Raw genomic sequence first — 22,708 nt, 5'->3', positions numbered from 1 at the left:
GGGGTTAACTCGCCTCTGGCCTCTGCCGATGGTCGATGGTGCTCGCGGCTCAGATGTTGGGGTCGAAGGTGAAGATCACCAGGGTGCCGAGCAGCACGGTGAAGACCGTGGCGGTACCCATGAGCCCCTTGAGCCAGAGCCGGGTCGAGTCCTTCTCGGCGTAGTCGTTGATGACCTGACGCATGCCGTTGGCGCCGTGCAGCATGGCGAGCCAGAGCATCAGGAGGTCCCAGCCCTGCCAGAACGGCGAGGCCCAGCGGCCGGCGACGAAGGCGAACCCGATCTTGGAGACGCCGCCGTCGAACACCAGCATGATCAGCAGGTGGCCGAGGATCAGCACGACCAGGACGACACCGGACAGGCGCATGAAGAGCCAGGCCAGCATCTCGAAGTTGGTGCGGGTGCGGCGCGGGGTCTTCTTGGTCCGCTGGCGCGGCGGCTCGATGACGAAGGCGTCGGCGGGGTTGCCGGTGCCGAGGCCCTTGCCGGTGTGCGCCTGCTTGGAGGGGACGACGATCGCGTCGGAGTATTCCGTGGACATCAGTCAGCTCACTTCCCGAACCAGGCGATCAGCGTGTGCTGCAGGATGCCGTAGAAGGAGCCGGCCATCAGGACGACCCAGACTCCGACGACGGTCCACAGCATCTGCTTCTGGTACTTCGGGCCCTTGGACCAGAAGTCCACTGCGACGACGCGCAGGCCGTTGAGCGCGTGGAACAGGATGGCGGCCACCAGGCCGTACTCCATCAGGTTCACGAGCGGAGTCTTGTACGTCTGAATGACGGTGTCGTAGGACTCCGGCGACACTCGTACGAGAGCGGTGTCCAGGACGTGGGCGAACAGGAAGAAGAAGATGAGGACGCCGGTGACTCGATGAGCCACCCAGCTCCACATGCCTTCCCGGCCGCGGTACAGCGTTCCAGCCGGCACGGAAAAACCCTCCGGAAGCGATTGGGGGCTCGGCCGGCTTCGGTGTCGGTCAGCCCGGCCGGGTACGGTCCACCGGCCGCCAGCATCCTATCGACGCCGTGTCGGGAACCGCCTCCGGGGTACCCAGGTGTGATCAATCAGGCACTTCTGGCCTAGTCGGACGGGAACCGGGGCCGTCATAGTCACTCTGGGTGATCAATATGGCGCTCTGTGGTGACGGGATGGTGATCGGATTCACTCTGCGGGGTGAATCGGGTGCGGCCGCATCGACGCACACCGACACGGCCCGGCGCGCCGGACGAACGGGTCGTCCGGCGCGCCGGGCCGCGCGGGGGGTGCCGGGGCTCAGCGCGCGCCGGCCTCGGAGTGGGTGGCGACCAGGTGCTCCAGTCGGGTGAGGGCGATCCGCCGGAGCTCGTCCGCCGAGATCAGCCGCTCCTCGTCCGGGTCGTTGGCCAGCCGGGTGCGGATGGAGGAGAGCACGGTGTCGAGCATCTCCTCCGGGGCGACGCCGTCCAGGCAGACCACGAAGACGTGGCCGAACCGGGCCTCGTAGGCGGCGTGGGCGGCCCGCAGCGCGGTGTGCGCGGCCTGGCTGCCGGGGGCGCGCATGCCGAGCAGGGGCTGCGGCATCCAGCTCTCGTCGGCCAGCGCCTCGGCGAGGTCCGCCGGGCGCAGGTCGTAGGAGGCCTCGCTGGCGGCGGCCAGCAGGGACTCTATGTCGGGGTAGGGGCGGTGGGCGGTGAGCCGCAGGGCCCAGCGGTGGCTGCCGCAGCAGGCGAGCAGGGCCTCCTCCGCGGCGCCGACGTCCGCTTCGTTGAAGCGGTGCAGGCCGAGGAGGGTCGGCTCGGTGCTGGCGTCGGGCCGCTGTGACGGGATGTCGCTGGCCAGCGGGTCCTCCTCGTGAGGGCGGGAAGGTGCCGGTGGGGTGGGTGGAGCAGGTGGCGTATGGGGCTGCGGAGGGGCGCGCGGCGCTGGTCCGGCAGCTCCTCAACGGTAGTTGAGCCCCCATCAGTTGGGGAGGGCGCGCGCGGAATTCATCCGGACGAGCTATCAAGTTGTGACGTTGACACCTTCGCGTCATCGCCCTCCCCGTCCGCGTCTGCTACCGGCTCAGCTGCAGCGGGTGCCCTCGGCCGGCATCGTGCCGTCGGTCAGGTAGGCGGCCATGGCCTCGTCGATGCAGGTGTTGCCCTTGCCGAAGGCGCCGTGGCCCTCGCCCACCCGGGTGAGCAGGGTGGCCTCGGCGAAGCCCTGGGCCAGCTTCTCGGCGGAGGAGTACGGGGTCGCCGGATCGCCGGTGGTGCCGACCACCAGGATCGGGGCGGCGCCCTCGGCGCGGATGGTGTGCGGCTTCTCCTGGGTCTTGAACGGCCAGTAGGCACAGCCGGGCTCGGTGTAGTCGTCCACCGTCACGCCCCGGGACAGCAGCGGCGCCTCGGCGAGCAGCCGGTCGACGGCCTGCTGGGCGTGCTCGGGGGTCGGCGCGGGGCGGGCCGCGTCGGCGCAGCTGATCGCGCCGTTGGCCTCGTCCATCGGGCTGTAGTGGCCGTCCTTGTCGCGACCGTTGTAGTCGTCGGCGAAGGCCATCAGGTAGTCGCCCTTGTCGCGGACCATCGCCCAGCCGAGGCTGGCCCGCAGGTACTGCCAGGAGGTCTTCTCGTCGCCGTAGAGCAGCGAGATGACGCCGGTCCAGGCCATGTCGCGGCCGAGCTTGCGGCCGTCCTTGGCGGTCAGCGGGTGGTCGTGGAGGCCGTCCAGGAAGTCGGCGGCCTTCTTGGCGGCCTTGTCCTTGTCCTTGCCGAGCGGGCACTCGTCGGCGTGGTTCTCCACGCAGTCGACGGCGAAGCGCTCGAAGGACTTCTCGAAGCCGACCTGCTGGTCGACGCTGTGGTCCAGGGTGTCCTGGGCCGGGTCGACGGCGCCGTCCAGGATCAGCCGGCCGGTGTTCTGCGGGAACTCCTCGGCGTACAGGGCGCCGAGGTAGGTGCCGTAGGAGATGCCGAGGTAGTTGAGCTTCTTGTCGCCGACGACCGCGCGCAGCACGTCCAGGTCGCGGGCGGTGTTGCGGGTGCCGACGAAGGGCAGCAGCTTGCCGGCCTTGGCCTGGCAGGCGGCGGCGTGCTCGGTGGACTGCTGGACGTGGGCGGCCTTGCGCTCGGCGCGGTCGTCCGGAGTGTCCGTCTGGTTGAGGGCGTCGAGCCGCTTGTCGTCGTAGCAGACCACCGGCGCGCTGTCGCCGGTGCCGCGCGGGTCGAAGCCGATCACGTCGAAGCGGCTGTGCAGGGTGCCGTCGAAGTCCTTGGCGCCGTACTTGACCATCTCGACGCCGGAGGCGCCGGGGCCGCCGGGGTTGACCATCAGCGAGCCGATCCGCTTCGTCCGGTCGGACGCCCGGTAGTTGATCAGCGCGAGGTCGATCGCGTCGGCGCCGGGGTCGGCGTAGTCCAGTGGGACGTGCAGCTTGCCGCACTGCATGCCGGAGGTGTCGATCTTCGCCTGGTCGGCCTTGGGGTCGGCCGGGCAGTCCGCCCAGGTGATCTGCTGGCCGTAGAAGGCCTTGAGCGCCGGGTCCGCCTCGCCCTTGGGCTTCGGGGTGGGTGTCGGGGTGGCCGTCGGGGCGGTGGTGGCGGTGGTGGCGGGTGCGGTGGTGCCGGAGGCCTTGTCCTGGGCCGTCGGGGCGGTGTCGTTGCAGGCTGCGGTGAGCAGCAGGGTGCCTGCCGCCACGGCGGTCAGCAGTACCCGTGGGCGGGCGGCCCGGAAGATCGTCATCGCACGTGTGTACCACTCGTGTACGACGCGTGTTCGATCGGGGTGTCGGGGGTCGTCTCCGACCCCCGGGCCGCCCGCCCGGGAGGGGCCCGGTCAGCCGCGGTGGACCTTGTGGTTGGCGGCCTGCGCCCGCGGGCGGACCACCAGCAGGTCGATGTTCACGTGCGGGGGCCGGGTGACCGCCCAGGCCACCGTGTCCGCGACGTCCTCGGAGGTCAGCGGCTCCGCCACGCCCGCGTACACGGCGGCGGCCTTGGACTCGTCACCGCGGAAGCGGGTGATCGCGAAGCCCTCGGACTTCACCATCCCGGGCGCGATCTCGATCACCCGGATCGGCTCCCCGCACAGCTCCAGCCGCAGCGTCGCCGCGATGGTGTGCGCGGCGTGCTTGGCCGCGACGTACCCGCCGCCGCCCTCGTACGCGGCCAGCGCGGCGGTCGAGGAGAGCACCAGCACGGTGCCGTCGCCGGTGGCGCGCAGCGCGGGCAGCAGTGCCTGGGTCATGTGCAGCACCCCGAGCACGTTCACCTCGTACATGGCCCGCCAGTCGGCCGGGTCGCCGTGCTCGACGCTCTCCGCGCCGATCGCGCCGCCGGCGTTGTTCACCAGGACGTCCACCCGGCCGACCTCGGCCGCGAACGCGTCCACGGCGGCCCGGTCGGTGACGTCGACGGTGAACGCTCTTGCCGAACCGCCCCGCCCGCCGATCTCCTTGGCCAGCGCCTCGATCCGCTCGGTCCGGCGCGCGGTCAGCACCACCTCGAAGCCCTCGGCGGCCAGCCGGCGCGCGGTCGCCGCGCCGATTCCGCTGCTGGCACCGGTGACCACGGCCACCTTCTGCTCGGTCATTGCCACTCCCTGGGGCTCATCCGGTCGTTCACCCGATCATCTCAACCGCGTCCGCGGCCCCGCCGCCCAGGCGGGATCCGGATCGCGAGGACCGGCCCCGGCGCCCGCACGGTGGTCGGCCGACCGCTGAGCGGCCGTCAGGGCGGCGGATCCGTCAAGCCGATGGCAGCCGTGACCGCCGACCCGGGTGATCGTTGCACAGGGCAAGCAACCCGGGGAAGGCGGCCGAAACGAGATGTCATACCCACCTGTCAGGCCGGTATGCGCCCATCCGGGGACTTCTTTTCGAGAAGTCGGGCCAAATCCCCCCAACGGGCCTACTCTTGGGGAGATGAACCGTCCTGAGCCCGCTCAGCCGGGCACTCTCGCCGTCGCACGCCCCGCCGCCGAACTGCGCGCCCGGGTCCGGAGGCTGGAGCCCGAGCTGATCGCCTTCCGCCGTGATCTGCACCGGCACCCGGAGCTGGGCCGCCAGGAGTTCCGCACCACCAACCTGCTGCGCGACCGGCTGGCGGCGGCGGGCCTGGAGCCGCGGGTGCTGCCCGGCGGCACCGGGCTGCTGGTCGACGTCGTCCCGCCCGGCACCGCCCCGGGGGCCGAGTTCCTGGCCTTCCGCGCCGACATCGACGCGCTGCCGATCGACGACGCCAAGACCGACGTGCCGTACCGCTCGACCGTCCCCGGCCGGGCCCACGCCTGCGGCCACGACGTGCACACCTCGGTGGTGCTCGGCACCGGCCTGGTACTGGCCGAGGCGGTCCGGTCCGGCGAGCTGCGCCGTCCGGTCCGGCTGGTGTTCCAGCCGGCCGAGGAGGTCATGCCGGGCGGGGCACTGGACGTCATCAACGCGGGCGGGATGGACGGCGTCGGCCGGATCTTCGCGGTGCACTGCGACCCGAAGGTGGAGGTCGGCCGGATCGCCCTGCGGGTCGGCGCGATCACCTCGGCCTGCGACCGCCTGGTGCTGCACCTGGACGGCCCCGGCGGGCACACCGCCCGCCCGCACCTGACCACCGATCTGGTGACCGCGATCGCCCGGATGGCCGCGGACCTCCCCGCCGGGCTGGCCCGCCGGATGGACCCGCGCTGGGGCGTCAGCCTGGTCTGGGGCCGGATCGCCTCCGGTTCCGCGCCCAACGTCATCCCGCAGCACGCCGAACTGGAGGGGACGGTCCGCTGCCTGGAGCTGGACGGCTGGCGCGAGGCGCCGGATCTGCTGCACGAGTTGATCGCCAAGCTCGCCGAGACCTACCGGGCCAAGTGGACCCTGGACTACCACCGCGGGGTGCCGCCGGTGGTCAACGAGGCGGTCTCGGTCGCGCGGCTGGAGGAGGCGATGACCGCCCGGTTCGGCGGGGGCGGCGCCGAGGTGGTGGAGGGCACCGAACAGAGCCTGGGCGGTGAGGACTTCTCCTGGTACCTGGAGCACGCCCCGGGCGCGCTGGCCCGGCTGGGCGTCCGGGCCCCGGGCGACAGCACCGTCCGTGACCTGCACCAGGGCCGGTTCGACGTGGACGAGCGGGCGATCGGCGTGGGTGTGGAACTGTTCGCGGCGCTGGCCCTGGAGGACGACCGGATCTGACCCCGGCACGATCGCGCTGCCTGGGGGTGTGTGGTCGGCCCGTGACCGGGTTGTCGAGATCCGGAGTTCCGGAACGGTTCCGTAAACTGGGCCGGACCGATCCCGGACCACCGTCCGCGCGCGGGAAAAGGGCCTTCGGAGGACCGTCAGACCACGGTTTGATAACAACCCGAATGCTCTGGCAGCCCGTAACACAACCGTGTTCTACGCGCGTTACGGTGGCGTCCGACCACGCTAATCAGGTGCGTGTGAGAAGGAGATACTCCCTTGCGCCGTTCAATGAAGCTCGCCGCGGTTGTGCTCTCGGGTTCCCTGGGCATGGCCTCGCTCGCCGCTTGCGGCGCAAAGAGCACTGACAACTCCGCGTCCTCCGGCTCGTCCGATGCCCTCAAGGTCGGTATGGCCTACGACATCGGCGGCCGTGGCGACCAGTCCTTCAACGACTCCGCCGCGCGCGGTCTCGACAAGGCCAAGGCCGACCTGGGCGTCTCCGTCACCGAGGCCGAGGCCAAGACCGGTGAGGCGGAGGCCGACAAGGAGACCCGCCTCAAGAACCTGGTCGACGCCGGCTACAAGACCATCATCGCGGTCGGCTTCGTCTACCAGCCGGCGGTCAACAAGGTCGCCAAGGACAACCCGAACGTCAAGTTCGCGATCATCGACTCGAACGACAAGGACCAGCCGTCCAACGTCACGTCGCTGGTCTTCGCCGAGCAGGAGGGTTCGTACCTCGCCGGCGTCGCCGCCGCGAACAAGTCGAAGGCCCACCACATCGGCTTCATCGGCGGTGTGCAGACCGAGCTGATCAAGAAGTTCGAGGCCGGCTACAAGGCGGGTGCCAAGTCTGTCGACCCGAACATCCAGGTCGAGACCACCTACCTGACCACCCCCCCGGACTTCACCGGCTTCAACTCGCCCGACAAGGGCAAGGAGGCCGCGCAGGGCCAGCTCGACAAGGGCGCGGACGTCATCTACTCCGCCGCCGGCTCCTCCGGCAACGGCGCCATCGAGGCCGTCTCCAACAAGCCGGGCGCCTACGCCATCGGCGTCGACTCGGACCAGGCCAACCAGCCGGCCCTGGCGAAGTTCAAGAGCAGCATCCTGACCTCGATGGTCAAGAACGTCGACACCGCGGTGTACTCGTACATCGACTCGGTCAAGAAGGGCACGCCGTTCACCGGCATCAAGCTCTTCGACCTGAAGGCCGGCGGTGTCTCGCTCGCCACCACGGGCGGCAAGATCGACGACATCCAGGACAAGCTGAAGGCCGCCAGCGACGCCATCACCAGCGGCGCGACCACCATCCCGACCGCGCCGACCTCCTGAGGTCAGCGCGTCCCGGACGCGACCTGACGCTGCCGCCTGCCCGGCAGCGCGATGATCGACACGAGTAACGGGAGGGGCCCGGCAGGGTGCGCTCAACGCGTACCCCCGGGCCCCGTTCCGTCTCCACGTTTCCCCCCGACCCCCCCTTGGCCCTCCGAGCGCAACGACGCGCCTCCAGACCACCAGGAGACCGCCATCACCGCATCAGACCCCGTCCCCCTGCGCAAGGACGGAACCCCCAGCGCGGGGACGGCGACCCCGGCCGTCGAACTGCGCGGCATCACCAAGCGCTTCCCCGGTGTCGTGGCCAACCACGACATCAACCTCACCGTCCGCACCGGCACCGTGCACGCCCTCATGGGCGAGAACGGCGCCGGCAAGTCGACGCTGATGAAGATCCTCTACGGCATGCAGAAGCCGGACGAGGGCACCATCGCGATCAACGGCGAGCAGTGCGAGTTCCACACCCCCGGCGACGCCATCGCGCGCGGCATCGGCATGGTGCACCAGCACTTCATGCTGGCCGACAACCTCACGGTGCTGGAGAACGTCGTCCTCGGCGGCGAGAAGCTCCACGGCATCGGCGCCAAGGCGAAGGCGAAGATCAAGGAGATCTCCGACCAGTACGGCCTGGGCGTGCGCCCGGACGCCCTGGTCGAGGACCTCGGCGTCGCCGACCGCCAGCGCGTCGAGATCCTCAAGGTGCTGTACCGCGGCGCCAAGATCCTGATCCTCGACGAGCCGACGGCCGTGCTCGTCCCGCAGGAGGTCGACGCGCTGTTCGACAACCTGCGCGAGCTCAAGGCCGAGGGCGTCACCGTCATCTTCATCTCGCACAAGCTGCACGAGGTGCTCGCGGTGGCCGACGCGATCAGCGTCATCCGGCGCGGCACCACGGTCGGCGACGCCGACCCGAAGGCCGTCACCGCCCGCCAGCTGGCCGAGCTGATGGTCGGCGCCGAGCTGCCCTCCCCGGAGAGCCGCGAGTCGACCGTCACCACCACCGAGATGCTCGACGTCAAGGGCCTGCGGATCGCCAAGACCGACGCCGAGGGCATCGAGCGCGTCGTCCTGGACGACATCTCGCTGCGCATCCACAAGGGCGAGATCCTCGGCATCGCCGGTGTCGAGGGCAACGGCCAGGCCGAACTGGTCGAGGCCATCATGGGCATGCTGCCGCTGGACGGCGGCATCGTCACCCTGGACGGCAAGGACCTCACCGGCACCCTCACCCGGGCCCGCCGCGAGGCCGGCATCGGCTACATCCCCGAGGACCGCCACAAGCACGGCCTGCTGCTGGAGGCCCCGCTCTGGGAGAACCGCATCCTCGGCCACGTCACCGAGGAGCCCAACTCCAGCGGTGTGCTGCTCCAGCCGGCCGCCGCCCGCGAGGACACCCGGCGGATCGTCCAGGAGTACGACGTCCGCACTCCCGGCATCGAGGTCACCGCGGCCTCGCTCTCCGGCGGCAACCAGCAGAAGCTGATCATCGGCCGCGAGATGAGCCACCAGCCCAAGCTGCTGATCGCCGCCCACCCCACCCGTGGCGTGGACGTCGGCGCGCAGGCGCAGATCTGGGAGCACATCCGGGTCGCCCAGCGGGAGGGCCTGGCCGTCCTGCTGATCTCGGCCGACCTGGACGAGCTGATCGGCCTCTCCGACACCATCCGGGTCATCTACCGCGGCCGCCTGGTCGCCGACGCCGACCCGGCCACCGTCACCGCCGAGGACCTCGGCACCGCGATGACCGGTGCCGCCGCCGGCCACCTTGAGTCCGAGCCGGAGGCCGTCGCCGAGGCGCAGGCCCTCGCCGCCGAGGGCACCGAGGCCGCGGCCGAGCACCCGCACACCGACACCGCCGACGACCCGCAGGCGGGGGAGTAACCCATGACCAGTCCCAACCCCGCCGCCAAGCGCAGCCTGGCGCAGCGGATCAGCGGTGAGCGGATCGTGCTCGCACTGGCGGCGCCGGTGCTCGCGGTCGTGCTGTCCGTGGCGATCTGCTCGGTCCTGCTGGCGACCTCGGGCAAGAACCCGTTCGACGCGTGGAACGTGATGATCACGTTCGCCACCAAGTCGGACGGCCAGGTGAGCATCCTCAACCGGAGCACCACCTACTACCTGGCCGCCGCGGCCGCCGCGTTCGGGTTCCGGATGAACCTGTTCAACATCGGCGTCGAGGGCCAGTACAAGGTCGCCGCGCTGTTCGCGGCCTATGTCGGTGCCCAGGTCGACCTGCCGTCGTTCATCCAGATCCCGCTGCTGCTGGTCACCGCCATGCTGGTCGGCGGTCTGTACGCGAGCATCGCCGGTCTGCTGAAGGTCTACCGCGGCGTCAGCGAGGTCATCGCGACCATCATGCTGAACGCCATCGCGCTCGCGATCGTCGGTCTGCTGCTCGTCCCCGGCGTCTTCGCGCCGAAGGCCAGCTCCACCAGCAACTCGATCCAGACCGAGCCGATCTCGCAGTCGAGCCACTTCTTCGGCATCGAGACGGCCGGCGGCACCCTCTGGGGTTTCCTCTTCCTCGCGATCCTGGTCGGTGTGGTCTTCCAGTTCACCCTGACCCGCACCCGCTTCGGCTTCGACCTGCGCGCCACCGGCCGCTCGGAGTCCGCCGCGACCGCCTCCGGCGTGAACGTCAAGAAGATGGTCGTCATCTCGATGTTCGTCTCCGGTGGGATCGCCGGTCTGATCGGCATGCCCGAGCTGCTGCAGAACTCCTTCTCCTACGGCCAGAGTTTCCAGCCCGGCCTGGGCTTCCTGGGCATCTCGATCGCCCTGCTCGGCCGGAACAGCCCGATCGGTATGGCCTTCGCGGCCCTGCTGTTCGCCTTCCTGGACGCCACCGGTGCGCAGCTGCCGCTGCAGGGCGGCTTCCCCTCCGAGATCGTCAACGTCATGCAGGGCACCATCGTCATCTGCGTCGTCGTCGCGTACGAGCTGGTGCGCCGCTACGGCCTGACGCGCCAGCAGAAGAAGGTCGGCGAGCAGCTCGCCGCCCAGCTCGCGGCCACTGAGAAGAAGGAGGTGTCCGCGTGAGCACCGCTACTGCTGCCCGTCCCAAGGCGTCGGGCGCACCCGCGAAGAAGCGCAAGCTGTCCTGGCCGGTCGTCCTGCTCCTGATCGCGGGCGCCCTGGTCCTGTTCTCCGCCGTGGGCATGGCCACCGGCAACCACTCGCTGACCTCCTCCGGTCAGGTCACCGCCGCGCTCAGTGCCGCCGTGCCGATCGGCATGGCCGGCCTCGGCGGTCTCTGGTCCGAGCGGGCCGGTGTGGTCAACATCGGCCTCGAAGGCATGATGGTCGCCGGCACCTTCTGCGGCGCCTGGGCGGGCTACCTGGTCAACCCGTGGGTCGGCCTGCTGGCCGGCATGCTCGGCGGTGCGCTCGGCGGTCTGCTGCACGCGGTCATCACCGTCACCTTCGGCGTCGACCACATCGTCTCCGGCGTCGGCATCAACCTGCTGATCCCGGGCATCTGTGCGTACGTCAACCGGATCTACTACAAGGACTACATCTCGGCCGGCGCCGGGGCGAACCAGTCCCCGCCGGCGGACCCGCTGCCGTACATCACCGTTCCGGGGCTGTCCTCGGGCCTGAAGAGCATCGAGAACCACCACTGGTTCCTGGTCTCCGACGTCGCCGGCGTGCTGGGTGGTCTGGTCACCAACCTGTCGGTGGTCGTGGTGCTGGCCGCCGTGCTGATCGTGGCCAGCTACTTCCTGCTCTGGCGTACGGTGTTCGGCCTGCGGCTGCGCTCCTGCGGTGAGAACCCGACCGCGGCCGAGTCGCTGGGCGTCAACGTCTACAAGTACAAGTACCTGGCGGTCATCGCCTCGGGCGCCTTCGCGGGCCTCGGCGGTGCGTACCTCTCGCTGGTCGCCGCGCACTTCTACAAGGACGGCCAGACCCTGGGCCGCGGCTTCATCGGCCTCGCGGCGATGATCTTCGGCAACTGGATGCCCGGCGGCCTCGCCATGGGCGCGGGCCTGTTCGGCTTCACCGACAGCCTCCAGCTGCGCGACCCGGAGTCGGTGCACGTGCTGATCCTGGTCGTCTCGATCGCGATGGCGCTGCTCGCCCTCTGGCAGCTGTACCGCCGCAAGTACACCGCGACCGTGGTGGCCTTCGTGGTGGCCAGCGGCCTGGGCGCCTGGTACGCGCTGACCGACGAGGTCCAGCGTCCGCTGATCGTCGCCACGCCGTACGTGATCACCCTGGTGGTGCTCTCGCTGGCCTCGCAGCGCCTGCGGATGCCCAAGGCGGACGGTCAGATCTACCGCAAGGGCCAGGGCAAGTGACGGCCCCCGCGGTCGACTGGGAGCGGCTGCGCGAGGCGGCGCGCGAGGCGATGGGCCACGCGTACGCCCCGTACAGCAAGTTCCCGGTCGGTGCGGCGGCGCTGGTCGACGACGGTCGGCTGGTCAGCGGCTGCAACGTGGAGAACGCCTCGTACGGGCTCGGGCTGTGCGCCGAGTGCGGGCTGGTGTCCGCGCTGCACGCCTCCGGCGGCGGCCGGCTGGTCGCCTTCACCTGCGTCGACGGCGCGGGCGAACTGCTGATGCCGTGCGGGCGCTGCCGCCAGCTGCTGTACGAGCACGGCGGGCCCGAGCTGCTGGTCGACCTGGCCTCCGGGGTGAAGCCGATGAGCGAGGTCCTGCCCGACGCGTTCGGGCCGGAGCGGCTCTAGCATCTCGAATTGTTACGCGCGTAGAGTGTCGCGAGTGGGCCGGAATCCGGTCATCTCGCGGCACTCTTCGCTTTCCACGCATCTTCTCGATGCATGTGTACGACGCATGTGTACGACGCACCTGAAACCCCTCTTGGAGCACGCATGGACGCCATCTCCGTCATCCGGACCAAGCGCGACCGCGGCGAGCTGAGCGACGCTCAGATCGACTGGGTCATCGACGCCTACACCCGTGGCGAGGTCGCCGACGAGCAGATGTCCGCGCTGGCGATGGCGATCCTGCTGAACGGCATGAAGCCGCACGAGATCAGCCGCTGGACCGAGGCCATGATCCGCTCCGGCGTCCGGATGGACTTCTCCTCGCTGCCGCTGCCCACCAGCGACAAGCACTCCACCGGCGGCGTCGGCGACAAGATCACCCTCCCGCTCGCCCCGCTGGTCGCCGCCTGCGGTGCCGCCGTCCCGCAGCTGTCCGGCCGCGGCCTCGGCCACACCGGCGGCACCCTGGACAAGCTGGAGTCCATCCCCGGCTGGCGCGCCCTGCTCTCCAACGACGAGATGATGGACGTCCTGCGCGACGCGGGCGCGGTCATCTGCGCGGCCGGTGACGGCCTCGCGCCCGCCGACAAGAAGCTGTACGCGCTGCGCGACGTCACCGGCACCGTCGAGGCCATCCCGCTGATCGCCTCCTCGATCATGTCGAAGAAGATCGCCGAGGGCACCGGCGCGCTCGTCCTGGACGTCAAGGTCGGCTCCGGCGCCTTCATGAAGAACCTGGACGACGCCCGCGAGCTCGCCCGCACCATGGTCGGCCTGGGCACCACCGCCGGGGTCAACACCGTCGCCCTGCTCACCGACATGTCCACCCCGCTCGGCCTCACCGCGGGCAACGCGCTGGAGGTCCGGGAGTCCGTCGAGGTGCTGGCCGGCGGCGGCCCCGCGGACGTCGTCGAGCTGACCCTCGCCCTGGCCCGCGAGATGCTCGCCGCGGCCGGCGTGCACGGCAAGGACCCGGCCGACGCGCTGCGGGACGGCTCGGCGATGGACCACTGGCGCCGCATGATCTCCGCCCAGGGCGGCGACGTCGACGCCCCGCTCCCGGTCGCCCGCGAGCAGCACGTCATCCCCGCGCCCGCCTCCGGCGTGCTCACCGAGCTGGACGCCTACGCGATCGGCGTCTGCGCCTGGCGCCTGGGCGCCGGCCGCGCCCGCAAGGAGGACCCGGTGCAGGCCGGCGCCGGCGTCGAGATGCACGCCAAGCCCGGTGACACCGTGGTGGCCGGCCAGCCCCTGCTGACCCTGCACACCGACACCCCGGAGCGCTACGAGTACGCCATCGAGGCGCTGGCCGGCGGCATCGGGGTCTCCCCGGCGGGTACGGCGTTCACCCCGAACCCGATCGTCCTCGACCGCATCGCCTGATCTCGGGACTACATGAGCCGCCCGCCGATTCGTACGGCGGGCGGCTCGATGTTCTCCCCGGTCAGGTGGCTTGTACGCCGGCGTGGAGCTTGATCTCGGCCAGGTCCGGACCGGCGTCGTCCGCGAGTGACTGCAGGAAATTGTCCCCGTCCTGGAAGACCTCGCCGCGCTCGCCCTCGGCGATCGCCTCATCGACTTCCTGTTCCTGGCGGGCACTCACCTCAGGCGTACGTGAGCAGACCGCTGGTGTCGAGGGTCCAGGCGCCGACGGTGATCTTGTCGCCGAAGACGAACTTCTCGCGGGACTCGTAGTCGGGTTCCGAATGCACGATGCCGGTGCCCGTACGCGGATCGATGATCATGTAGAGCGGGATACCCATGGTCGAGTAGTCGTGGACCTTGTCGCGATAGTCGTTCTCAGGGTTGGACTTCGAGACGACCTCGACGACCAGTAGCACCTCATGCGGCAGGAGCGCAGGTTGGTCGCTCTCGAGTGCCTTCTCGGAGAAGACCATCAGATCAGGGTTGCGAAGCCTGCCCAGTCCGGCGTCCTCAAGATCCGCACCGGGATGCGCGATGTAGCCGGGATGAGTGGTCGGCAGCTGGGCGTTCAGCTGTCGGGCAATTCGGAGCACGGCGAGCTCGTGGCGCTTCACCGGCGACGTCATCATGACGATCTGGCCGCCGGCGATCTCGATCTTCCCTATCCCCGGCACCTTCGGCAGCTGATCCGCGATCTCAAGCAGCCTGGTGTACACAGCAGGATCGACGCTCACACCCGGAGTGTATCGGCGGGGACTGTCAAGCGTCCGCGACCGCTTGCCTCGTGGTACGGGCCTGGCGGGTGGCGTAGAGGGTGACGGCGGCGGCGAGGGTCATGGCGGTGAGGCCGACGGTGGCGGCGCCGGGCCAGCCGGTGGAGTGGTAGGCGTCGGCGCCGAGGGTGCCGCCGAGGCTGTTGCCGAGGTAGTAGGCGATCAGGTAGAGGGCGGAGGCCTGGGCGCGGCCCTCGGTGGCGGTGCGGCCGACGGCGGAGGAGGCGGTGGCGTGGCCGGCGAAGAAGCCGGCGGTGATCAGCACCAGGCCGAGCAGCGCGCAGACCAGCGAGTCGGCGAGCGAGAGCAGCAGGCCGGCGGCGGTGACGCCGATGGCGACGTAGAGGGCGCCGCGGCGGCCGAGGCGGCCGGAGAGGCGGCCGGCCGCGGCGGAGGTGCCGGTGCCGACCAGGTAGACCACGAAGATCGAGGCGGCGACCGACTCCGGCAGGTGGAACGGCGCGGCGATCAGCCGGTAGCCGACGGTGTTGTAGACCGCGCCGAACACCGCCATGAACAGCAGGCCGAGCGCGTACAGCCGCACCAGCAGCGGGTTGCGCAGGTGCCGGCCGACGGTGCGGGCGAGGGCGCGGGGGTCCACCGGGGCCGGGGCGAAGTGCCGGGCGGCGGGGATCAGCAGCCGGAAGGCGAGCGCGGCGAGCAGGGCGAGGGCGGCGGAGGCGGCGAGGCCCCAGCGCCAGCCGAGGGCGGCGGCGGTCCAGCCGGAGACCAGCCGGCCGCCCATGCCGCCGATGCTGTTGCCGGCCACGTACAGGCCCATCGCGGTGGCCAGTGCGCTGGGGTGGACCTCCTCGGCGAGGTAGGCCATGGCGGTGGCGGGGAGCCCGGCGAGGGCGGCGCCCTGGAGGACGCGCAACACGACGAGGGTGGTGAGGTCGGGCGCGAAGGGCAGGGCGACGGCGAGGGCGGAGGCGGTCAGGACGGAGGCCGTCATCACCGCGGTGCGGCCGTACTTGTCGGAGAGCGCGCTGGCCGGGAGCAGCCCGAGGGCGAGGCCGAGGGTGGCGGCGGAGGCCGTCCAGCTGGCCTGGCCGGGGGTGAGGTCGAGGTCGGCGGAGAGGACCGGCAGCAGGCCCTGGGTGGAGTAGAGCAGGACGAAGGTCGCGATCCCGGCGGCGAACAGGGCGAGGTTGGCACGGCGGAAGCCGCGCCCGCCCGGGCGGTGCCGGTCGTCCCGGTCGGGTGTGCCGGGTGTGCGGGCGGTGGAGGCATCCGGGGTGGCTGCGGATGCCCTGGTATCGGCGGGCTGCATGGCATCGACGGTAGGCCCGGCGCGCTTGATGCGTCCAATACATGAAGAGTGGATGATCGATGCACTGGCGTATGAGTCGAGGTGGACGGGGATGGCCGTGGCGGATGTGTCGGACGGGACGGATCAGCCCTACCGGGCGGCCGAGTTGGGGCCGGAGGAGCCGGCCGTGCTGCTGGCGCCCAGGCTGGCGCAGTTCGCCGCGGTGGCCCGGCTGGAGCACGTGACCCAGGCAGCGGCACTGCTCGGGGTGCCGCAGCCGAAGCTGTCCCGCGCGGTGGCCCGGCTGGAGGCGGAGCTGGGGGTGGATCTGCTGGCCCGTCAGGGCCGGACGGTCCGGCTGACCAGGGCGGGCCGGCTGCTGCTGGCCTCGGTGGAGCGGGCACTGGCGGAGCTGGAGCGCGGGGCGGAGGCGGCCCGGGCGGAGGCGGATCCGGCGGTGGGGCGGGTGACCTTCGGCTTCCTGCACACGATGGGCCCGGACGCCGTCCCGGCCCTGCTGCGGGGCTTCCGGGCGGCGCACCCGCAGGTGCGGTTCCAGCTGGTGCAGGACTACGGCATGGCGATGCTGGAGCGGCTGCGGGCGGGCGAGTTGGACCTGTGCCTGGTCGCGCCGCTGCCGGACGACCCGGCCTTCACGGCCCGCCTGCTGGACGAGCAGCGGCTGCACCTGGTCGTCCCGGCGGACCACCGGCTGGCGGGGCGGCGGCGGATCCGGCTGGCGGAGGTGGCCGAGGAGACGTTCGTCGGGCTGGAGCGGGGGTACGGGATGCGCATGATCACGGACGGCTTCTGCGAACAGGCCGGCTTCGTGCCCCGGTTGGCCTTCGAGGGGGAGGAGACCGAGACCCTGCGGGGGCTGGTGGCAGCCGGGCTGGGGGTGGCGCTGCTGCCGCCGGCGCTGGTGCCGCGGCCCGGGGTGGTGGAACTGGAGGTGACGGCACCGCGGACCCGGCGGGCGATCGGCCTGGCCTGGGCGGCGGGGCGGCCGCTGACACCGCCGGTGGCGGCGTTCCGGGACTTCGTGCTGTCCCGGCGGGGGCGGCTGCTGCACCACGACTGAACCGCCTCGGCGGGGCCCGACGGGGGTGCGGCCTTTTGGTGGATCGTATGGACCGGGAGGAGGAATTCCCGGTGCACTTTGGACCATCCGGTGGTATTCCCGGTGGTGGGTCTACGCGCGTAGGGGCTATATTTCCGCAATGGAGAAGCAGATCCCCGTCACCACCGCGGGCACGGGCCCGCGCATTCCCACCCCCGAGCAGATCCGCCGCGCGCCGAAGGTCCTGCTGCACGACCACCTCGACGGCGGGCTGCGCCCGGAGACCGTCGTCGAGCTCGCCGCCGCGACCGGCTACGAGGGCCTCCCGACCACGGACGCCAAGGAGCTCGGCGAGTGGTTCCGCGAGGCCGCCGACTCCGGCTCGCTGGTCCGCTACCTGGAGACCTTCGCGCACACCTGCGCCGTCATGCAGACCCGCGAGGCCCTGATCAAGGTCGCCGCCGACTGCGCCGAGGACCTGGCCGCCGACGGCGTCGTGTACGCCGAGGTCCGCTACGCCCCCGAGCAGCACCTGGAGGGCGGCCTGAGCCTGGACGAGGTCGTCGAGGCCGTCCAGGAGGGCTTCCGCCTCGGTGAGGCCAACGCCCGCGCGGCCGGGCACCGGATCCGCATCGGCACCCTGATCACCGCGATGCGGCACGCCGCCCGCTCGCAGGAGATCGCCGAACTGGCCAACCGCCACCGGGACTCGGGCGTCGTCGGCTTCGACATCGCCGGCGCGGAGGCGGGCTACCCCCCCACCCGCCACCAGGCCGCCTTCGACTACCTCAAGGGCGAGAACAACCACTTCACCATCCACGCGGGCGAGGCCTTCGGCCTGCCGTCGATCTGGGAGGCCCTGCAGTGCTGCGGCGCCGACCGGCTCGGCCACGGCGTGCGGATCGTCGACGACATCACGGTGAACGAGGACGGCAGCGTCGAGCTGGGTCGGCTGGCCGCGTACGTGCGCGACAAGCGCATCCCGCTGGAGATGTGCCCCACCTCCAACCTCCAGACGGCGGCGGCCACTTCGTACGCCGAGCACCCGATCGGGCTGCTCAGCCGGCTGAAGTTCCGGGTCACCGTGAACACCGACAACCGGCTGATGAGCGGCACCAGCATGAGCGCGGAGTTCGGCCACCTGGTGGAGGCCTTCGGCTACACCCTGGGCGACATGGAGTGGTTCACGGTGAACGCGATGAAGTCCGCGTTCCTGCCCTTCGACGAGCGGCTGGCGATGATCAACGACGTGATCAAGCCGGGCTACGCCGAGCTCAAGGCGGAGTGGCTGTTCAGCGCGGGTACCGGCGGCAACTGAGCCGACGGCCCCGAGGTCGGATGAACGCGGTTTCCGGGTACGGAAGTTGGCGTTCATCCGACTACTCACTCTGGTGAGTGAACGCCCTTTGGTTCTCGCGCGACCCTGTCACTACGGTGTGCCAGTCATTGCTGACAGGCCGTGGCGGCACTCGCCCGTCCGCCGCCCCGCGCGATGTCGGCCACCGACGAGGACCCAAGGGGACGAACCATGAAGCAGGCTCTCAAGGCCGCCGGTACCGCGGCGCTCGGCATCGCCATCGCGGCGGTCGGCGCCGGCACCGCCTCCGCGGCGGCCGGCCAGGCGGCCGGCGGCCTCGGGCTGCCCACCGGCGCGGTGACGAACCCCGCGGTGACCGGTGCGGTCACCGACACCGCGGCGAAGCTGCCCGGCGGCGACAAGGTCGCCGGCACGCTCGGCACCCTGACCCCGACGGCCGGTCAGCCGGCCGCTCCGGCGGCCGAGGCCGCGCCCGCCGCCCCGGTCGCCGGCGTCACCCAGCAGCGCGCCGCCCTCCCGGGCGTCCCCGGCCTGGACAAGACCCCGGTCGGCGGCCTGGCCAACGCCGTTCCGGGCCTGCCGCTGGGCTGATCCGGCCGCACCGCATGACGACGGGCCGCCCGCCCCCGGAGAGATCCGGGGGCGGGCGGCCCGTCGCCGTGCCCGCCGGTACGGCCTCACGGCTCCTGGGGGAGCAGCACCCAGAGCGCGAGGTAGACCAGGAACTGCGGGCCGGGCAGCAGGCAGGACAGCAGGAAGATCAGTCGGACGGTCCACGGGGTGAGGCCGAAGCGCTCGGCGATCCCGGCGCAGACGCCGGCGATGACACGGTTGTGGCGGGGACGGGCGAGGCGGGCGCTCATGGGGGACTCCCTTGGCTTGCGGTCCGACCGGGCGGTCCGGCGGGCGTACTTCCATGCTCCGCCGCCGCGGGTCCGGAAACGTCCACCCACCAGGCGATCCTCGACCCCGACGGGTCACCGGGAAGGCGTAGCCCCGGGTCGGGGTCCGCTCAGGGATACCCCCGAGAGTGGGGCGCGGAAAACCCGTTCGCGAACCTGTCCGACCGGAGGGATATGATTCCGCCGTCGCTGATGGTGGGGGGAATTCCGGCGGCGCCTTCACGGCCTCAATAGGCCCCTCACGCCTGCGATTTCGCACTTTTATCGGGTTACGCCCGAATTCTCCCGTGAGGTCCCCTTGCGCAATCAGTCCCGCAGAATCCTCGCCGTGGCCGCCACCGCCGCCCTGGTCTCCGGCGTCGCCCTTGCCTCGGCCCCGGCTGCCCTCGCGGCGCCGACGGCCGGCCCCACGGCTCCCGTCCCAGCGCCGCAAGGCCTGGCCTCGCCCATCATGATCACTACGAGCGCATTCCCGACCACGGTCGAGGCGGGCACCTCGGTCGAGTTCATTTCGACCCTCAAGAACACCGCCGACCACCAGATGGACGTGCAGACCGACTTCGTCGTCGCGACGGTCCGCGGCAGCGGGCCCCGGCAGAGCCAGCTCAAGCTGGAGTACCAGCGCCCCGGCGACACCCAGTGGCATGACGCCAAGGTGCAGGGCGGCGACGCCGGCGGCGCTTGGGCGCTGGACCAGTTCGCTACCGAGCTGCACCTGGCGGCCGGCGCCGAGTTCAGCTACCGGCTGCGGCTGACCTTCACCGCCGACGCCGCCCCCGGCCAGGCCTCCGCCGCCCTCAGCGCGGTGGCCTTGGACCCGACCCTGCCCGCCCCGGGGCAACGCCCCACCGTGGCCTCGGGTGGCACCCCGAACTTCACCGTCGTTCCGGTGGGCGGCCCGACCACCCCGGCCCCGGTCGGACTCCCGGAGGTGAAGGTCGAGGACGTGCCCGCCTCCTTCACGGCCGGCGGTGAGGCGAAGCCCTTCAAGGCCGTTTACAGCAACCACACCGGCAAGGACCTCCGCATCGTCCCGGCGATCGTGTTCCAAGGCGAGCACCCGCTGCCGGCCGACGTCGTCAAGCTGGAGTTCCAGACCCAGCAGGGTCAGTGGCTGGCCGCCACCCCGGTGCCGCTGGGAGACATCCCGAGCACTCAGCTCGGCGTGGAATTGCACACCGGTAACAAGGACGCGGACGTCATCCCGCTGCCCGACGGCGAGACCCGTACGGTCAACCTGCGGCTCGCCTGGGCCAAGGACGCGCCGGCGGGCGCGGAGTCGGTCTTCGCCAACGGCTACAGCCTGGCCGGCCCCGGCGGGACCGAGCGTGGGACCTCCAGCCCCGCGGTGGACTTCAGGATCGAGGCCGCCGCTGGTACCACCGGCACCTCGGCTCCCACCTCGCCGGGCACCGCCCCGGCCACCACCGACCCGACCCCGGTCACCACCGACCCGACCCCGGTCACCGCCGTCCCGGCCGCGCAGGTCACCGCCGGCGCCCCGAGCCCCGCGGCCGAGCCCGTGCAGGCGGCCGCCGCCGCCCCGGCTCCGGCCGTCGTCACGGAGACCCGGCTGGCCTCCACCGGCGGAGGCTCCTCGGCCGCCCCGATGGCGATCACCGGCGCGACCGCGATCGCCCTCGGCATCGGGACCCTGGTCGTGGCCCGCCGCCGCAAGGGCGCCCAGGGCGCCGGGAACTGACCCCGGACAGCACGAGGCCCGTCCGTCCCCGCTCGAAGGCGGGGATGGACGGGCCTTCCGGTGTTCCGGGACTCAGCCGGCCGGCTGCTGCGGCGGCTGCGGCTGGGCGTACGGGTTGTCCGCCACCGGCTGGGCCGGCGCACCCGGCTGGTAGGGCGCGGCACCCTGCGGCGGCACCGGCTGGCCCGGCTGCCCGGCCTGCGGGGCGTTCGGGTTGAACGCGGACTGCGGGGCGGCGGCGTTCGGGTTGTACGGCGCGTTCGGGTTGTACGGGGCGTTCGGGTTGTACGGCGCGACCGGCGGGGTCGGTGCCTTCTTGGCGTTGCTGCGCTCGACGATGGCCTTCACCGAGGCGACGATCATTCCGACCGGGAGGATGAACACCTTGAAGAAGATGATGACCTCGCCGCCCTGGAAGACGAATGCGAGGTAGTAGGCGTACCCGAGGAACCCGACGCCGAACAGGATGCTGAGGATCCGCAGGCCGACCTTCTGCCCGGCGCCCACGACTCCGAGGACCAGCATGATCGCACCGCTGAGCGCGAGGAGAACGATGTACCAGGAAAGGAGCGGGTTTGCGCTGAAGTCGAGATTGTTCAAGGGGTTTCCTGTGGGAGGAGAAAAGCGACGGGAACCGTCCGGGGACGAGAGCGCACAGTACTGGAGGCGACCGACATCCGTCCTCGCCTTTTCGTCACGGTGTCGTTGCGTTCGGTCGGAGCCACGCCGGAACGGTAATTGACGAGGTGGGAAATGACTGTCTATGAGGTGCTGCGGGTCTTTTGCGGGCCGGACGGGCGGCACGGCAACGAACTCGGCGTGGTGCGCGACGGCGCCGGCGTGCCGGGGCGGGCGGCGCGGCAGGCCATCGCCCGTGAACTGGGTTTCAGCGAGACGGTGTTCGTCGACGACCCGGAGCGCGGGGAGATCGACATCTACACCCCGAGCGTGCGGCTGCCCTTCGCCGGCCACCCGTGCGTGGGTGCCGCCTGGCTGCTCGGCGTGGACCGGCTGGTGACCGCCGCCGGGGTGGTGGCGGTGCGCCGCGAGGACGGGCTGACCCGGATCGAGGCCCGGCCGGAGTGGGCCCCGGGGCGCACCCTGCGGCAGTACGGCTCGGCGGCCGAGGTGGAAGCGCTGGAGGTGCCGCCGCCGGGGGAGTGGGTGTACGCCTGGGCCTGGCAGGACGAGGCGGCCGGCACGGTCCGGGCGCGGGCCTTCCCGGGCCGGGGCGACGGGATCGACGAGGACGAGGCGACCGGCGCGGCGGCCCTGCTGCTGGCGGCCCGGCTCGGGCGGGCGTTGACCGTCACCCAGGGCCGGGGTTCGCGGCTGCTGGCCGGCCCGCGTCCGGGCGGGCTGGTCGAGGTCGGCGGCCGGGTGGTGCGGGAGGAGGGTCAGCCGGCCGGCGGGGTGGGTCCGGCGTAGGCCCGGGGACGGGCCGCGGGTGCGACGGCCACCGCCGGGGTGACGGCGGCGGCCACCGGCGGGACGGCCAGGACGGCGACCCGCCGGGCCCGCCTCGCCGCCGTCCGGTGGTCCCGCAGCAGGCGGCGCAGGCCGGGGACGAGGGCGAGGTGGGCGATCATCACGCCGAGCACGGCGAACAGTATGTGGTCCACGTTGAGCACGTGCCCGGGCGTCCAGGAGGAGAGGAACTCCAGGCCGGTCGCCAGCAGCGCGGACACGCCGGTGGTGCGCAGGAAGGACGGCAGCCAGGGGGCCCGGACCCGGCCGCCGGCCAGCGGCAGCAGGACGCCGAGCGGGGCGAGCAGCAGGAACTCGCCGACCACCTGCCAGGTGGTGGAGGAGCGGAGCGAGGCCAGCGGCGTCAGGTTGGCGTCGTACACCCAGGCCACCGGCAGGGGTCTGAGCACCAGCCAGAGCACCAGGGTCAGGTGGAGGGCCAGGCCCGCCAGTCCGGCGAGCCGGAGGGGACGGTTGACGCCCGCCGCCGGCCTGTTCTCGGTCCGTGCGCCGGAACGCTGGTCGCGTGTCCTGGTGCCATCTCGCTGCACGGGGGGAAGGACGTGAGCCGGTGGTGCGGCGGTTCCACCTTCGGCGTGAACAATCCGGGACGCGCCC

23 protein-coding genes are annotated in these 22,708 nt (G+C 71.6%); 12 read left to right on the top strand and 11 right to left on the bottom strand.

Annotated features, from left to right (window positions below; translation table 11 throughout):
* Positions 1–49: 49 nt before the first annotated feature.
* From sdhD to ABTY61_RS04805, 5 genes are all read right to left on the bottom strand, one after another.
* Entirely contained in the window at positions 50–541 is a 492-nt protein-coding gene (gene sdhD, locus ABTY61_RS04825) for a succinate dehydrogenase, hydrophobic membrane anchor protein (RefSeq protein ID WP_350503492.1), read from the bottom strand.
* 8 nt (positions 542–549) lie between these two features.
* Positions 550–930 (bottom strand): succinate dehydrogenase, cytochrome b556 subunit, encoded by a 381-nt coding sequence (sdhC, locus tag ABTY61_RS04820; protein WP_350503491.1) that lies wholly within the window; start codon positions 928–930, stop codon positions 550–552.
* Positions 931–1,275: 345 nt separating this feature from the next.
* A complete protein-coding gene (locus ABTY61_RS04815; protein ID WP_350503709.1) occupies positions 1,276–1,716 on the bottom strand; it encodes a 2-oxo-4-hydroxy-4-carboxy-5-ureidoimidazoline decarboxylase in 441 nt (146 codons plus the stop codon).
* 327 nt (positions 1,717–2,043) lie between these two features.
* Positions 2,044–3,702, bottom strand: a complete 1,659-nt coding sequence (locus ABTY61_RS04810; RefSeq protein WP_350503490.1) for an alpha/beta hydrolase — start codon at positions 3,700–3,702, stop codon at positions 2,044–2,046.
* Positions 3,703–3,795: 93 nt separating this feature from the next.
* A complete protein-coding gene (locus ABTY61_RS04805) occupies positions 3,796–4,551 on the bottom strand; it encodes an SDR family oxidoreductase (RefSeq protein ID WP_350503489.1) in 756 nt (251 codons plus the stop codon).
* 331 nt (positions 4,552–4,882) lie between these two features.
* Here ABTY61_RS04805 and ABTY61_RS04800 point away from each other — a divergent pair, with 331 nt between their 5' ends.
* The 7 genes from ABTY61_RS04800 to ABTY61_RS04770 all read left to right on the top strand — a co-directional run bounded on the left by ABTY61_RS04800 (position 4,883) and on the right by ABTY61_RS04770 (position 13,574).
* Positions 4,883–6,133, top strand: a complete 1,251-nt coding sequence (locus ABTY61_RS04800) for an amidohydrolase (protein ID WP_350503488.1) — start codon at positions 4,883–4,885, stop codon at positions 6,131–6,133.
* Between the two features lie 267 nt (positions 6,134–6,400).
* Positions 6,401–7,459, top strand: a complete 1,059-nt coding sequence (locus tag ABTY61_RS04795; RefSeq protein ID WP_350503487.1) for a BMP family lipoprotein — start codon at positions 6,401–6,403, stop codon at positions 7,457–7,459.
* Between the two features lie 303 nt (positions 7,460–7,762).
* Entirely contained in the window at positions 7,763–9,343 is a 1,581-nt protein-coding gene (locus ABTY61_RS04790; RefSeq protein ID WP_502895219.1) for an ABC transporter ATP-binding protein, read from the top strand.
* Between the two features lie 3 nt (positions 9,344–9,346).
* Positions 9,347–10,501 carry an ABC transporter permease gene (locus tag ABTY61_RS04785; RefSeq protein WP_350503486.1) on the top strand — a complete coding sequence of 385 codons (1,155 nt, stop codon included), beginning with the start codon at positions 9,347–9,349 and terminating at the stop codon, positions 10,499–10,501.
* Positions 10,498–11,763, top strand: a complete 1,266-nt coding sequence (locus ABTY61_RS04780) for an ABC transporter permease (RefSeq protein WP_350503485.1) — start codon at positions 10,498–10,500, stop codon at positions 11,761–11,763. Before ABTY61_RS04785 ends, ABTY61_RS04780 begins: the two co-directional genes overlap by 4 nt.
* Entirely contained in the window at positions 11,760–12,152 is a 393-nt protein-coding gene (locus tag ABTY61_RS04775) for a cytidine deaminase (protein WP_350503484.1), read from the top strand. The genes ABTY61_RS04780 and ABTY61_RS04775 overlap by 4 nt, the downstream gene beginning before the upstream one ends.
* Before the next feature lie 144 nt (positions 12,153–12,296).
* The gene (locus ABTY61_RS04770; RefSeq protein WP_350503483.1) at positions 12,297–13,574 is read left to right on the top strand and encodes a thymidine phosphorylase; all 1,278 of its coding nucleotides are present in this window, start codon (positions 12,297–12,299) and stop codon (positions 13,572–13,574) included.
* Positions 13,575–13,635: 61 nt separating this feature from the next.
* Here ABTY61_RS04770 and ABTY61_RS04765 read toward each other — a convergent pair whose 3' ends face one another.
* The 3 genes from ABTY61_RS04765 to ABTY61_RS04755 are packed head-to-tail and all read right to left on the bottom strand — an operon-like array spanning position 13,636 to position 15,662.
* A complete protein-coding gene (locus tag ABTY61_RS04765) occupies positions 13,636–13,794 on the bottom strand; it encodes a hypothetical protein (RefSeq protein WP_350503482.1) in 159 nt (52 codons plus the stop codon).
* A gap of 1 nt (position 13,795) precedes the next feature.
* The gene (locus tag ABTY61_RS04760) at positions 13,796–14,350 is read right to left on the bottom strand and encodes a Uma2 family endonuclease (RefSeq protein WP_350503481.1); all 555 of its coding nucleotides are present in this window, start codon (positions 14,348–14,350) and stop codon (positions 13,796–13,798) included.
* Positions 14,351–14,375: 25 nt separating this feature from the next.
* Positions 14,376–15,662, bottom strand: a complete 1,287-nt coding sequence (locus ABTY61_RS04755) for an MFS transporter (protein ID WP_350503480.1) — start codon at positions 15,660–15,662, stop codon at positions 14,376–14,378.
* A 52-nt stretch (positions 15,663–15,714) separates the two neighbouring features.
* Between ABTY61_RS04755 and ABTY61_RS04750 the strand changes: the two genes are divergently transcribed.
* The 3 genes from ABTY61_RS04750 (at position 15,715) to ABTY61_RS04740 (ending at position 18,610) form a co-directional block, all read left to right on the top strand.
* Positions 15,715–16,722: a LysR family transcriptional regulator gene (locus ABTY61_RS04750; protein ID WP_350503479.1), complete on the top strand. Its 1,008-nt coding sequence runs from the start codon at positions 15,715–15,717 to the stop codon at positions 16,720–16,722.
* Between the two features lie 139 nt (positions 16,723–16,861).
* The gene (locus ABTY61_RS04745) at positions 16,862–18,019 is read left to right on the top strand and encodes an adenosine deaminase (protein ID WP_350503478.1); all 1,158 of its coding nucleotides are present in this window, start codon (positions 16,862–16,864) and stop codon (positions 18,017–18,019) included.
* A 210-nt stretch (positions 18,020–18,229) separates the two neighbouring features.
* Positions 18,230–18,610 (top strand): ATP-binding protein, encoded by a 381-nt coding sequence (locus tag ABTY61_RS04740; protein WP_350503477.1) that lies wholly within the window; start codon positions 18,230–18,232, stop codon positions 18,608–18,610.
* An 86-nt stretch (positions 18,611–18,696) separates the two neighbouring features.
* On the opposite strand, the gene ABTY61_RS04735 is transcribed toward ABTY61_RS04740, so the two are convergent.
* Positions 18,697–18,882 carry a PspC domain-containing protein gene (locus tag ABTY61_RS04735; RefSeq protein ID WP_188308551.1) on the bottom strand — a complete coding sequence of 62 codons (186 nt, stop codon included), beginning with the start codon at positions 18,880–18,882 and terminating at the stop codon, positions 18,697–18,699.
* 367 nt (positions 18,883–19,249) lie between these two features.
* Here ABTY61_RS04735 and ABTY61_RS04730 point away from each other — a divergent pair, with 367 nt between their 5' ends.
* Positions 19,250–20,623 carry a hypothetical protein gene (locus ABTY61_RS04730; RefSeq protein ID WP_350503476.1) on the top strand — a complete coding sequence of 458 codons (1,374 nt, stop codon included), beginning with the start codon at positions 19,250–19,252 and terminating at the stop codon, positions 20,621–20,623.
* A gap of 72 nt (positions 20,624–20,695) precedes the next feature.
* On the opposite strand, the gene ABTY61_RS04725 is transcribed toward ABTY61_RS04730, so the two are convergent.
* Complete coding sequence (locus ABTY61_RS04725) at positions 20,696–21,223, bottom strand: hypothetical protein (protein WP_350503475.1); 528 nt, start codon at positions 21,221–21,223, stop codon at positions 20,696–20,698.
* Between the two features lie 153 nt (positions 21,224–21,376).
* Here ABTY61_RS04725 and ABTY61_RS04720 point away from each other — a divergent pair, with 153 nt between their 5' ends.
* Positions 21,377–22,051, top strand: coding sequence for a PhzF family phenazine biosynthesis protein (locus ABTY61_RS04720; RefSeq protein ID WP_350503474.1), 675 nt, complete (start codon positions 21,377–21,379; stop codon positions 22,049–22,051).
* On the opposite strand, the gene ABTY61_RS04715 is transcribed toward ABTY61_RS04720, so the two are convergent.
* Complete coding sequence (locus ABTY61_RS04715; RefSeq protein WP_350503473.1) at positions 22,021–22,641, bottom strand: VanZ family protein; 621 nt, start codon at positions 22,639–22,641, stop codon at positions 22,021–22,023. The two genes, ABTY61_RS04720 and ABTY61_RS04715, sit on opposite strands and share 31 nt — an antisense overlap.
* Between the last annotated feature and the right edge of the window lie 67 nt (positions 22,642–22,708).

Source organism: Kitasatospora sp. NPDC096128, from assembly GCF_040303105.1.
In the GTDB taxonomy this organism is placed as follows: domain Bacteria; phylum Actinomycetota; class Actinomycetes; order Streptomycetales; family Streptomycetaceae; genus Kitasatospora.
This window is presented reverse-complemented; position numbering and strand designations above follow the sequence as displayed.